Origin of the sequence: Kitasatospora sp. NPDC094019 (assembly GCF_044764505.1) — a bacterium.
GTDB lineage: Bacteria > Actinomycetota > Actinomycetes > Streptomycetales > Streptomycetaceae > Kitasatospora.
In genome coordinates this window covers 162,406-175,305 of the sequence record NZ_JBIWIF010000001.1, presented here as the reverse complement: position 1 = coordinate 175,305, position 12,900 = coordinate 162,406, and the positions used below count along the sequence as shown (strand labels likewise).

Here is a 12,900-nt window from a genome sequence, read left to right as displayed (position 1 = left end):
TCTCCCCTAAGCTGTCCTGTCGCTCCGCACGGGGGAGCGACAGGACAGCGGGGGGCGAGCGGTGGAACTGACCGAGGTGGCGCGGGCGGCATTCGGGCGAGGGCGACGGTTGGCCGGGGTCGAGCGGTTGCGCGGGGGCAGCAAGAAGGGCGTCCACCGGCTGCGGTTCGACGACGGCGGGACGGCGGTCGTGTATGTGTGGAGCGCGGCCGAGAACCACTGGCCGGGTGCGGAGCAACCGGCGGACGACGCCGACCCGTTGGCGCACGCCTCCGGGCTCGCGCTGTTCGAGGCGGCGCACCGGCGGCTGGTCGCGCTGGGGGTGCGGATGCCGCACCCGTACCTGATGGACGGGAGCCGCAGCCGGTTCCCGGCGGACGTCGCGGTGGTCGAGGACGTGACCGGGCCGGGCGGGGAGAGCCTGGAGGCGCTGCTGGAGCGGGACCCGCAGGCCGCGGCGCCGGTGCTGGAGCGGCTCGCGGCCACCCTGCGGGCGCTGGACGGGCACCGCGCACCCGCCTGGGGGAGGCTCGCACTGCTGGACAACGGCGGCGTTTCGAAGGGGAGTTCGCCCGATCGGCTGGTGCTGGAGCGGGCGGTCGCGGACCTGGCGGAGGCGGCCGGTCGGGAGGAGCGGATCGCGACCGCCCGGGGACGCCTGGAGGAGGGCCTGCACATCCGGGCGGCCGCCGTCGCCCCCCGCGACGGCGGCTACGGGCTCGTGCACGGCGAACTCGGCCCGGACCACGTCCTGGTGGACGCCGCCGGCGAACCGGTGCTGATCGACATCGAGGGGCTGATGCACTTCGACGCGGAGTGGGAGCACGTCTTCCTGCGGATCCGCTTCGGGGAGCACTACCCGAGCCTCGGCGGCACCGACAACCTCGACGGCCCCCGGCTGGACCTCTACGGACTGGCGATCCGCCTGTCCCTGGTCGCCGGCCCGCTGCGCCTGCTCGAAGGCGGCTTCCCGCACCGGGCCGCGATGCGGGCGATCGCCGAGTACAACCTGGCGGCGGCGCTGGCCCTGGTGGAGTGAGTGAACCGGCCGGCGTCAGGCTGTTTCCTTGGGGTGACCCGGGCCGGCGTGGACGATCCAGGCGATGCTGTTCTCGGCGTCGACCAGGTACCGGATGCGTCCACCACCGGTGACCTCGTACTGCCGGCGCTCCAGTTGGCGGTCCTTGAACATGCCGGTTGCGAGCCCGCCCTTCAACCGGTGCTGCCGGGCCGGGTTGTCGATGGCCCGGGGAGCGGCGCGGATGCGGTCGTAGGCGCGGCGGAGGCCGGTCGGTGCGTGGCGGGCCAGGTGCTCCCATCCGTCGGCAGCAGCGGAGTCGGCGAACCGGAGATCGTACTCGTCCCCGGCCGGAGGGGGTGCGGCGCGATCGCCGCGCTTGGGGCTCACCCGGATTCCCCGGGGAGTGGCGCGGGGCCGAGGTCGCCCTCGGGCTCCTGGGTCAGGGCGGCGTACAGGGTGGGGTCGGCGTGGACCTCGGCGGTGTGGCGCCACTGTGTGAGCAGCATGGCGATCGGGGCGAGGTTGTCCAGCGACACCGCGCCGCGGGCCACGTCCACCAGCTCGCCGATGAGCAGGTCCACGTCCTCCGAGGGGAGGAATGTCACCCAGGGCAGGGCGTCGGGCAGGGCGGCCCGGAGCGCGGCGGTATTGCCGGTCCGGACCAGTCCGCCCAGCAGGCGGGAGGTGAAGTCGATGACGGTGCTGTCCTGTTCCAGCTGGTCGACCCGCATCAGCGCGAGGTCGCCGGCGTCGCGGCGGCGGAGCCGGAGCGCGCGGACAGCGTCGAGTCTGCTGGTGGTGGCAGCGGGCCGGTGGAGCAGCTCGCTGAACGGGATCTCCTCGTAGGCCGCAGTCATGACATCCACAGTAGCTTGGATGTCTGCCCGGCGGGGTCGAATCAGCTGCCGTCGCGCCGGATCCGCTGGTGCCACTCCTTCGTGAAGACCACGTTGCCGGCCTCTTCCGCCCGGAGCTGGGTGTGAGCGAGCAGGTGGGTGGCGTCGCAGCGGAGTTCGGTGCGGGTGTGGACGGTGATGTCCCAGCCGAGGGCGGGGCGTTCGAGGCGGAGGGTGCGGTCGGTGCGGGCCTGGGCGCTGAGGGGGGTGGCGGTGAGGACGCGGTAGGCGGTGACGGTGTGCTCGGCGCGGACCAGGCCGTCGGGGTGGGTGCGGGTGCCGTCGGTGGCGGGGGAGAGTTCGGTGCGCCACTCGCGGCGGCCGATGTCGTGGACGGTGACCCGTTCGGGGCGGGCGGTGAGCGGTTCGGTGAGGTGCAGCGGGGGCGGCAGGGGGAGGGTGGGGGAGCGGAACGGGGCCGCGTCGGTGCGGGCGGCCGGGTCGCGGACCGGGAGGGCGAGGGCGGAGCGGGAGGGGTCGACGGCGAAGCCGTCGGGGTCGGCGCCGGGCCACAGCCAGGGCCAGTAGGTGGAGGAGAGGGCGAGCCGCAGCCGGTGTCCGGGCGGGACGGTGGCGCCGACCGGGGCGAGCGTGAGCACCGGGTCGGAGTCGGTGGCGTCGGCCGGTTCGGCCGGTTCGGGCGGGAGGGTGAGGACGCCCCGGGTGAGCAGGGTCGAGGTGCCGTCCGGGGCGACCGCGCAGAGTCGGGCGACCACCAGGGCACCGGTGCCCACCGGGTCGGTGCGCAGGGTCAGGGCCGGGGCGCCGTGGAGTTCCAGCGGTTCGGGCAGTGGCCGGGAGTCGAAGCAGACCGAGCGCCCGTCCTCCTCGCGCTGGTCCGGCGGCCGGTCGGCGGGGCGGCCGTGCGGGACGTAGGCGCCGGCGTCGAGGCCGGTGTGCTGGGGCGAGCGGACGCGTACCCAGCGGTCCTCGGAGGCGGTGCCGGCGGCGCGCAGCGGGCCGTCGAGGCCGTAGTCGACCGCGCGGACGCCGGGGGACGGCCAGGGGTCGTCGGCGGACCAGCGGGTGCCGAGCCAGCTGCGCAGGGCGGGGGTGGCGGGGGCGCCGGTGTCGATGTCGCGCAGCCAGTGGTCGTACCAGCGCAGGGCCTCGGGGAGGAGTTCGTCGGGGAGCCCGTGCGGCCAGGGGCCGAGGACGGCGCGGACGGGGACGGCGGCGGTGGATGCTTCGGCGAGCGCGAGCGCCGCCGCCGCCGAGGGGTCGGACCAGCCGGCGACGGCGAGGGTGGGGACGGCCGCGGCCGGTGCGGGGGCGGCCGGGGCGGCGAGCCGGTCGGCGAGCGGCGGTTCGAGGGCGTCGAGCCGGGCCAGCCACAGGGCCCGCCAGTCGTCGCCGACGTACAGCGGGTCCGGTGGGCGGGCGGCGTCGGCGAGCTCGGCGGTGGCGCGGGTGTGGCCGTCGGCGGCGAGGACGGCGCCGCCGAGGCGGTGGGGGCCGTCGGGGCAGGCGGTGACGACGGCGCGCACGGCGTCCGGCGCGCGGGCGGCGATCCGCAGGGCGAGGGCGCCCGCCGCGCCGGTGCCGAGCAGGCCGATCCGTCCGTCGCACCAGGGCCGGCCGGCGAGCCACCGGACCAGTTCGACGCCGTCCTCGACGAGGAGGCCGGAGGCGGCGGCGGTGGGCGGCAGGCCGCCGGAGTTGCCGTGGCCCCGGGCGTCGACCCGGACGGCGGCGTGGCCGTGGCCGGCGAACCAGGGGTGGCGGCGGGCGTCCTCGGTGGCGGTCCAGTCGGTGAGGCGGCCGGTGGAGTACTCCAGGACGACGGGGACCGGGGCGTCGGTCGCGGGGCGCCAGAGGCGGGCGTACAGCTCGGTGCCGTCGGGGAGGGGGACGCGCAGGTCCTCGCGGGTGGTGCGGTGCGGGTACGAGGGCATGGCCGCTCCCATCGGGTCCCGGTCGGTGCGGATCGGTGCGGATCATTCCGACACTAGGGGAGGAAGCGGACGCCCGCCCGACGGGAGCGGTCGCGCCCGGACGCCCGGACGCCCGGACGCCCGACGGCCGGGCCGAGGGCGCCGGGCGCGACCGGGGCCGGTCAGCCCTTGCTCAGCCAGGCGGTGGCGTTGAGGGCGAGCGCGGCGTTGGTGCCGGCCGGGTCGTCCCAGCCGTTGAACAGGTTGTTGCCGGACTGCCCGGTGCCGTCGTCGGCGGGGGAGCTGTCGCCCCAGGCGGCGACCCGGCCGGTGCCGTAGCCGCTGGTGACGAAGAAGGCGCCGGTGTTCCCGGACGAGCCGGTGCGGTAGACGATGCCCTTGACCTCGGGGTTGTCGGCCGGCTTGAGGGTGAAGGTGGTGCCGGAGCGCAGGATCGAGCCGGTGACGGTGCCGAAGGGGCCGTGCAGCACCGGGTCGGCGGCGTCGTTGACGGCGCGCGGGTTGTCGGTGGAGATGTTCTTGACGTCGACCGAGAAGCCGAAGGGGTCGTTGTTGTTCACGCCGTTGTTGGTGAACAGGTCGTTGATGATCGCCGGGGAGTCCCAGCCGTCGTTGTTGCGGTCGCTCCGGTCGTGGTCGGAGATGAGGAACAGCCCGCCGCCGTTCTGGACGAAGCGGATGATCGCGGACTTCTCCGCCGCGGAGAAGCGGATGTTCGGCTCGGGGATCACGAAGGTGTCGAAGTTGGCGAGGTCGAGCGCGGCGCCGGTGCCGTAGCCGATGGTGGAGCCGGCCGGGAGGGTCTTCAGGCTGTACTGGCCGGTCTTCTGGAGGGCGACGCCCCAGGCGGAGAGGGCGCCGGTCCAGCTCTTCTCGGTGGTGGGGTTCGCGTTCTGGGTGCGCGGGTCGGGCTGGGCGGTGGAGATGATCCAGTCCGCGTTGCCCGCGGTCTCGCCCTTGCTGTTGTCGAACAGGACGCGGTGGGGGAGCGCCGTGGTCGCGGCGGCGGCGGCCGCCGCCGGGGCGGGGGTCGTGAGCGCGAGCGGGCCGGTGGCGAGCAGGGCGGACGCGGCCAGTGCGAGCGTGCTTCGACGGAGCATCATGTGCCGTCCCTCCAGAGGGGGTTGGGGTGCGGGACGACCGAGTATCCGCGCGTAGAACGGCGTCCGCCGGGCGGGTCGGGTTACAGCCGCTTGTACGGTTCATGACCATTTCTGGCTGCGGACAACTCCGTGGGCGCCCGGTCCGTGCGCCATCCGGTGACCAGGTCGTAACTGCGCATGACTTGCAACTAATTACGAGCAGAAGGAAGGATGGCCCAGCTCCGGCGCCCCGGAGCCGTTACGGCCCCACGAAAGGACCCCCGATGACCGGCCCCCGCTGGCGCGACCGGCTCACCCGTGAGGAGTGGATCCGCCTGGCAGGAATGGGTGGTTTCATCCTCGCGCTGCACGTGATCGGCTGGTTCACCCTGCTCGCGGTCATCGCGCCCGAGCACTACACCGTCGGCGGCCAGGTCTTCGGCGCCGGCATGGGGCTCACCGCGTACACGCTCGGCATGCGGCACGCCTTCGACGCCGACCACATCGCCGCCATCGACAACACCACCCGCAAGCTGATGGGCCAGGGCAAGCGTCCGCTGTCGGTCGGCTTCTGGTTCTCGCTCGGCCACTCGTCCATCGTGTTCGGCCTCTGCGCCCTGCTCGCCCTCGGCATCCGCTCGCTGGCCGGCCAGGTCGAGGAGGACGGCTCCACCCTGCACGAGACGACCGGCCTGATCGGCGTCACCGTCTCCGGCACCTTCCTGCTGGCGCTCGGCCTGATCAACCTGGGCGCGTTCAACGGCATCCTCAAGGTCTTCCGGCGGATGCGCGAGGGCGAGTACGACGAGGCCGAGCTGGAGGCGCAGCTGGAGAAGCGCGGCTTCATGAACCGCATCCTCGGCCGGGTGACCAGGGCCGTCACCAAGCCCTGGCACATGTACCCGGTCGGGCTGCTGTTCGGCCTCGGCTTCGACACCGCCACCGAGGTGTCGCTGCTGGTGCTGGCCGGCGGCGCGGCGGCGTTCCAGCTGCCCTGGTACGCGCTGCTGGTGCTGCCGGTCCTGTTCGCCGCCGGGATGAGCCTGCTGGACACCATCGACGGCTCGTTCATGAACTTCGCCTACGAGTGGGCGTTCTCCAAGCCGGTCCGGAAGATCTACTACAACCTCACCGTCACCGGGCTCTCGGTGCTGGTGGCGCTGGTCATCGGCTCGATCGAGCTGATCGGGCTGCTCGGCGAGAAGCTGGACGTCACCAGCGGCCCGGTCGCCTGGATCGGCGAGCTGGACCTCAACTTCGTCGGCTACGCCATCGTCGGCCTGTTCGTGCTGACCTGGGCGGCGGCGATCGCCTACTGGAAGCTCGGCAACGTCGAGGAGAAGTGGTCCGCCGGGCTCGCCGCCGCGGCCGCCGAGAAGGGCGAGTAGCCGACCCGGGCGAGCGGCGGCGCCCGGAGCGCGGTGACGCGAACGCGCACGGGAACGCGAACGGGAAGCGGCCGGGCCCCGGGGGAGAACCTCCGGGGCCCGGCCTTACCTGTCTTCCACTGGAACAACGGCCGAGCACCGGTCAGCGGTTCCATCGGAACCGGAACTGCTGCCGGCCCGCGCGGATCAGTACCGCGGGTCCACCCGGTAGATCGGACGGTCCGGCACCCACCAGTGGCTGGAGCGCCAGATCCCGAAGGTGAACCGCACCCCGTGGCTGCCCCGCTTGTTGGCGGCCTTGATGAACTGCTTGCCGACCTTCTTCATCAGGTAGGCCAGCGCCCACAGCACGTAGCCGGCGGCCCGGGCGGCCCAGTGCGGGAGCTTCCGCAGGATCTTCGAGATGCCCTGGCTGATCCGGCCGGAGACGTAGAGCAGAACGCCGATGGTGTTGCCCTCGGCGCGGCTGAAGTAGGCGACCCACTTCTTGCGCCAGGACATGCCGGTCAGGTCGTCCATGGTGATCGGGTCGACCGGGTAGCCGTAGGCGTTCGGCGAGCCCTCCAGGACCGGGTCGGTCTGCAGGAACCGGCCGGTGGCCGGGTCGTACAGCCGGACGCCCATCAGGGTGAGGCCGGAGAGGCTGTCGCCCTCGCGCTGCGCCCCGCCGAGCCAGCCGTACTCGGTCGAGCCGGTGGCGTCGACGACGTTGCCGTACTCGTCGTAGTGGTAGACGGCGAGGTCCTGGGTGCCGTCGGGGGACATCTGCACCGAGACGTCGCCGTGCAGGTTGGTCAGCAGCAGGACCGCGCCGCCGTCGGTGCCGGTGGCGGCGGTGAGCCGGCCGGTCAGGTCCAGGACGTTGCGGGTGAGCTTGCCGGCCGCGTCCTCGGACCAGGACGGGCTGTCGGTGCCGCCGTCGAAGTGCTTGGTGTCCCGGCCGGTGACGGCCCAGGTGCCGTCGGTGCCCCGGCTCTCGGTGGTGCCCACCGCGAGGCGGCCGGAGGCGTCGAGGTCCCAGGTCTTCCGGGTGTCGCCGAGGGTCTCGGTGCGCACCAGGTCGTTGGCGTAGTAGCCGAGCCGGGTGCCCTTCGGCAGGGCGGTGGTGCGGCCGTAGGCGTCGTACGCGTAGCCGGCGTCGGTGAGGCGGTCGGCGGTGTCGTAGCCGTGGGTCTCGGACTTGGTGACGGCGTCCTGGGTGGCCGGGTCGCAGTCGTCGGTGACGGTGGTGCGGTCGGTCCGGTTGCTGCTCCGGTCGAACGTGTAGGTCCGGGTCGCGCAGGCCAGGCCGGTGCTGTCGGCGGCCCTGGTCAGGCGGCCGGTGGCGTCGTAGGTGTAGCCGCCGGTGGTGCTGTTGCCGTCGGACTGGGTGCGGCCGGCCTGCTGCCCGTGGACGGTGTGGTCCGCGTTGTCGGCCAGCAGGACGGTGCCCGCCTGGTTGGTGTAGGTCCTGCCGGTCTGGAGGCCCCGGCTGTCGTAGCTGTTGGTCAGGGTGTTGCCGCCGGGCATGCTCTGGGTGACCAGCCGCCCCTCGACGTCGTAGGTGGCGGTGAAGGTGCCCGCGACCGAGTCGGTCAGCGTGGTGGGCAGGCCGCGCGGGTCCTTGGCGGTGTCGTAGGCGTAGACGGTGCTGGACGGCACCGAGTCGGACTTCTTCACCGGCCGGTCGAGCTTGTCGTACTCGGTGGTGGTGACGTTGCCGGCGCCGTCGTCGTAGGAGACCTGGCGGCCGAGGCGGTCGTAGCCCTGGGTGATGGTGGCGCTGCCGTTGGCGATGGTGGCGAGCTCGCCGGTGGCCGGGTCGTAGCCGAGCAGGGTGTCGGCGACGGCGGTGCCGGTGCCGCCGGTGACCGAGACCTTCACCGGCCGGCCGGCCGGGTCGTAGTCGCGGGTGGTGGTGCGGGTGACGCCGTTGGCGGTCTCGGTGAGCACCGAGACGTTGCCCCAGCGGTCGTACTGGAAGGTCTTCGTCGGCAGCTGGGCCGGGTTGGCGCCGCCGCCGGTGATCTGCGCGGCCGGGGCGATCGAGCAGACCAGGTCGGCCCACTCCGGGTGGCCGGCGCAGGCGCCGGTGCCGTTCGGGCCGTAGTACGAGGTGACGGTGGTGGCCGCGTCGGTACCGGTGGAGTTCGGGCGGCTCTGCGAGGTCACCCGGCCGTTGGTGTCGTAGCCGGTGGTGGTGGTGATCCTCAGGCCGGCCGGGTCCTGGACGGCCTGGGTGGGCAGGCCCTGGGCCCAGTCGTAGCCGGTCGCGGTCTTCCGGGTGTCGGCGTCGGCGGCGTAGCCGTCGATCCGGGCCCCGACCGTGACCGAGGTGGCCTGGTCGCTGACCGCGGCGGTGGCCGGGCGGCCCTCGTCGTAGCCGCTGACGGTGTGGGCGCGGGCGGCGACCTCGGCACCGGCGGTGAGCGCCGGGGAGGCGCCGGAGGCGGCCAGGTCGTGTTCCAGGGTGACCAGTTGCAGCGGGTCGTACTGCTCGACCAGCCGCCTGCCGTCGGGGGAGTGGACCGAGGTGGAGGAGAGCACCTGGGCGCGGTCGGCGGTGGAGCGGCCGGCGATGCCCAGGGCGCGCAGCTTGTTCAGGCCGTCACCGGTGGTGGCCAGGGCGAGGACGCGGTTCTCCGCGGAGAGGGTCCGCACCTGGCTGCCGAAGGCGTTGTACTCGGTGGTGGTGATGCCGCCGCCGGGGGTGGCGGTGTTGACCTCGCGGCCGGAGGCGTTGGTGTACGTCACCGAGGCGCGGTTGTAGCCGGCGGTGCCGAGCGCCTTGCCGTCGTGGGTGGGCGGGACGGCGTCGGGCGGCAGGACGGCGGTGGCGTCGGTCGGGGCGTCGGTCTGGCCCCAGGCCGCGACGTCGGACGGCGCCAGCGGGTACGGCGCGTTGGCGCCGCTCAGCGGGACGTCGTAGACCACCGAGGTGGTCGCGGTGCCGTCGGTGACGTCCTTGCTGCCCTGCTTGAGGGTGGGCCGGGAGGCGGCGAGCAGCATGCCCTCGCCGGCGGTGGCGGCGTTGCCGGCCCTGCCGTACTCCAGGGTCCACGGCAGTTCGCCGGGCTCGGTCACCGAGGTGACCCGGCCGGCCGCGTCGTAGCCGTACGCGGTCCTCGGCGCCGGCGAGGTGCGCGGGTCCGACACCTCGCGCAGCCGGCCCTGCTCGTCGTACGCGTACTGCGAGAGGGCGACCGGGGTGGCGGCGGAGGCGCCCGGGGCGGTGGACCAGAGCCGGATCTGCTTCACCTGGCCGGCCACGTCGCCGAGGGCGGACGCGGTGGCGGTGGTGGTGTCGGCGTAGACGTACTCCAGCACCCGGCAGCCGACGGTGGACGGCACGGCGGCGCAGTTGACGGAGGCGGTCGCCGAGGTGGGCGCGACCACGTACTTCGGGCGGGCCAGGGTCCTTCCGCCGGAGACGACCTTCTCCGCGACCACGGAGGTGGTGGAGTTGTCGCTGGGCAGCGAGGAGCCGGTGGCCTGCCAGGTGGTGGCGGCCGGGTCGACCTTGGCGAAGGTGACGGTGGTGCCCTCGGTGTCCTTCAGGGTGAAGGAGCCGGTGAGGCCGCCGGTCAGGGTGAGGCTCTCGGCGCCGGGTTCGGGCTTCCAGCCGCCCGCGCCGGTGGCGGTGAAGCCGGTCTCGGAGCCGTCGGCGGAGACCACCGAGAGCGAGGTCGCCGAGGTCTGCCGGACGTAGGAGTAGTCGGTGTCGGTGATCCCGGCGGTGGTGCCGGAGCTCCACTGGGGGCCGAAGATGGCCGCCTGGCCCTCCTGGGCCGCGCCGTTGGCGGGCCGGCGGGAGGAGAAGGAGCGCTCGGCGTGCAGGCCGAAGACCTCGGCGTCGGTCTCGGAGAGGGTGAGGTCACCGGTGAGGGTGTTGACCTCGCCCGGGCCGACCCCGGTCTCGGGGGCGGTGCCCGCGTTGCGGTCCACGGTGACGGTGTTGGGCTCGGTGGCGTCGGTGGCGGTGCCGTCGGTGAAGACCGCGCGGACGTCGACCGGGCCGTTCTCGGTCAGGGTGTCGGTGATGTTCCAGGTCAGCGCGGCCGGCTTGCCGCCGGGCGCGGCGAACGGCCAGGCGGTCACCGGCTGGCCGCCGGTGGTGGTGACGTTGGCGGTCGGGACGTCCTTCCAGGCGTCCGTCTCGCCGCGGCGGTACTGGTAGCGCACACCGGTGTAGGTGCTGTTGCCCTCGGCCTGCAGCGAGGTGCGCCGGGCCGGGCGCTCGCCCGCGGCGGGGGCGACCAGGGCGGAGCCCTTGCCGGCGTAGAAGGTGTACGTCCGGTCGGCGGAGACGTTGCCCGCGGCGTCCCGGCTGTGCGCGGTGACGGTGTGGGCGCCCGCCTTGAAGGCGAGCTTCGCGGCGACCGGGGTGCCGGTGGTGGCCGCGGTGACCCAGGCGCCGCCGTCCAGCTTGTACTGGACGTCCTTCACGTCACCGGTCGGTGGGGTGAGGGTGAAGGTGCCGCTGTAGTCGCCGTTGGCGTCCGGGGTGCCGGCCCACTGGCCGGCCGGGAAGTCCCCGGAGGCGATCGTGGCGACGCCGGGCGCGGTGGTGTCCACGGTGAAGGTGCGGAACGCGGACCAGGCGCTGTTGGCGGTGCCGTCCCAGGAACGGGAGCGCCACTTGTAGCCGCCGGCGGGCAGCGCGGTGCCCGGGGTCCAGGTGAAGGTGGAGCCGGAGGCCGCGTAGGAGGTGTGGCCGGACTGCAGCGCGGCGGTGCCGTTGGCCGCCCAGACCTCGAAGTCCAGCAGGACGTTGCCGCCGTCGGGGTCGGTCGCCTTGGCGGACAGGGTCGGGGTGGCGTCGCCGGTGAGGGCGCCGTTGGCCGGGGCGAGCAGGGTGGAGACGGCCGGCGGGGTGTTGTAGGTCACCGACAGGTAGGGCGTGTTGGCGGACGCGTTGCCGGAGTTGAACTTCTTCCAGCCGTACGGGTCGCTCTCGTCGGTGGCGCGGATGCCCAGGGTGTTGTTGGCGTTGCCGTTGCCGGCCCACGCCTGCACCAGGGAGGTGATGTCCTGGTTCACCCAGCCGTCGTTGCAGGAGCTGGAGTAGCCCTTGGTCGAGGTGGAGGTGGCCCACTTGCGGTTCCAGCCGGGCTGCGCGGTCCACCGGGTGGCGGTGGTGGCGCTGCCGGTGTCCCAGACGTCCCAGCCCTTGGCGGTGCAGGACCAGCTGTGGAAGTTCCACAGGTTGAGCTTGCCGCTGGTGATCTGCTTCCCGCTGATCCTGGCCATCGGGAACTGCAGGAAGGAGCGGGCGATCTGGCCGGAGCCGTTGTTGCCCAGCTTCAGCTCGGTCTGCGAGGAGACGTCGGTGGCGTAGCCCTGCTGGACGAAGGTGTCGAAGCCGACGCCGATGTTGACCGCCGGGTCGACGGTGACCGGGTACTGGGTCGCCGGGTCGTTGAGGAAGGCGGCGTCCGGGGTGAGGGTGAGGTCGACGGCGTTGCCGTTCTGGGTGACCTTCAGACCGACCGGTGCGGTGCGGGTGTGGTCGCCGCTGCGCTCGTCGACCTTGGCGTCCCACATCACCGGGGCGGGCAGCTGGCCCTTCTCCTCGCCGGTGGCCGGGTCGAGGAAGGAGACCGAGTCGTCGGCGTTGTGGCGGGCCCGCAGACCGGCCGCGTCCAGGGTCATGGTGACGGTGCCGTTGGCGGCGACCGCGCCGCGGTCCTTGAGTTCGAGGAACTGCTCGAAGCCGGTCCGGGTGGACTCGACGACCAGGTCGGTCGAGGTGAGCGCGTTCGGGTACCGGGCCCTGGTGCCGTCGACCACGGGGGCCGGGAGGGTGCCGCGCCAGGACAGCGACATGCTGGTGCCGTTGCCGTTGTCCAGCGAGACCAGGGGGACGGCGGGGGCCTGCTGGTCCCCGGCCGGGGCGCCGGCGGCCCTGAACTTCGACGCGGCGGCGGGTGCGGTGGCGCCGGCCAGGGTGAGGCCGAGCGGGTGGCCCTTGGCCTTGACCGAACCGTCGGCCTGCTGGGCCAGGTTCACGTCGATCGGCCGGAGGGTGCCGTCCTTGTCCTTGAAGCGGACGGGGCCGGAGGCGAGGTCGAGGGTGGTGGTGCCGTCCGGGTTGATCCAGGTGGTGGTGGACTCGCCGCGTTCGTCGGTCACCTCGATCCGGCGGTTCTCCAGCCGGGCCTTGAGGTGGGCGGTGGCGATGTCCTTGGCCTCGGCCGGGCCGAGGGCCTTGCCGGGCGCGGGCGCGGGCGCGGGGGCCTCGGGGGCGACCGCGACGGCCTGACCGGTCGTCATGACGACGACGGCGGCCTGGGTGGAGAGTACGACGGCGAGGGCGACGGCGGTGTTGCGCAGGACGCCGTCGCGGCGGCGTGCGGCGGGGGCGGCTGGCACGGTGGTCCCGGCGCGGCGCCGGGGTGGTGTGCCGGTCGGCTGTGACATGGAGCTCCTGACGATCTGCGGTGTGAGGGTTCGACGGCGACACGCGTCCGCGTTCGGGCACGGCCGTGGGGGGGGGGGGGGGGGGGGGGGGGCCGGGGGGCGGGGGGGGGGGGGGGGGGGGGGGGGGGGGGGGCCCGGGGGGGCGGGGCGCCCCCCGGGGCCTGCGCCGGAATCAGGGTCGGGGCCGGGGACGTGGCCGGGGACGTGCTGGGGCGCGAC

General features: G+C 73.8%; 7 protein-coding genes. 2 read left to right on the top strand and 5 right to left on the bottom strand.

The genetic code is table 11. The features are described from left to right. The first annotated feature begins 61 nt into the window (after positions 1-61). Complete coding sequence (locus ACIQ9P_RS00815; protein WP_402347538.1) at positions 62-1,039, top strand: phosphotransferase; 978 nt, start codon at positions 62-64, stop codon at positions 1,037-1,039. A gap of 15 nt (positions 1,040-1,054) precedes the next feature. Here ACIQ9P_RS00815 and ACIQ9P_RS00810 read toward each other — a convergent pair whose 3' ends face one another. From ACIQ9P_RS00810 to ACIQ9P_RS00795, 4 genes are all read right to left on the bottom strand, one after another. Next, positions 1,055-1,408: a hypothetical protein gene (locus tag ACIQ9P_RS00810; protein ID WP_402347536.1), complete on the bottom strand. Its 354-nt coding sequence runs from the start codon at positions 1,406-1,408 to the stop codon at positions 1,055-1,057. Further along, a complete protein-coding gene (locus tag ACIQ9P_RS00805) occupies positions 1,405-1,878 on the bottom strand; it encodes a hypothetical protein (protein ID WP_402347533.1) in 474 nt (157 codons plus the stop codon). Before ACIQ9P_RS00805 ends, ACIQ9P_RS00810 begins: the two co-directional genes overlap by 4 nt. A 41-nt stretch (positions 1,879-1,919) precedes the next feature. Beyond that, entirely contained in the window at positions 1,920-3,812 is a 1,893-nt protein-coding gene (locus ACIQ9P_RS00800; RefSeq protein WP_402347530.1) for a CocE/NonD family hydrolase, read from the bottom strand. Between the two features lie 161 nt (positions 3,813-3,973). After that, positions 3,974-4,915, bottom strand: coding sequence for a hydrolase (locus ACIQ9P_RS00795; protein WP_402347527.1), 942 nt, complete (start codon positions 4,913-4,915; stop codon positions 3,974-3,976). Positions 4,916-5,178: 263 nt separating this feature from the next. Between ACIQ9P_RS00795 and ACIQ9P_RS00790 the strand changes: the two genes are divergently transcribed. Further along, positions 5,179-6,282, top strand: a complete 1,104-nt coding sequence (locus ACIQ9P_RS00790) for a HoxN/HupN/NixA family nickel/cobalt transporter (RefSeq protein ID WP_402347524.1) — start codon at positions 5,179-5,181, stop codon at positions 6,280-6,282. A gap of 186 nt (positions 6,283-6,468) precedes the next feature. Here ACIQ9P_RS00790 and ACIQ9P_RS00785 read toward each other — a convergent pair whose 3' ends face one another. Then, on the bottom strand, positions 6,469-12,681 hold the full coding sequence (locus ACIQ9P_RS00785) for a DNRLRE domain-containing protein (RefSeq protein WP_402347521.1): 6,213 nt from the start codon (positions 12,679-12,681) through the stop codon (positions 6,469-6,471). Positions 12,682-12,900 lie beyond the last annotated feature (219 nt).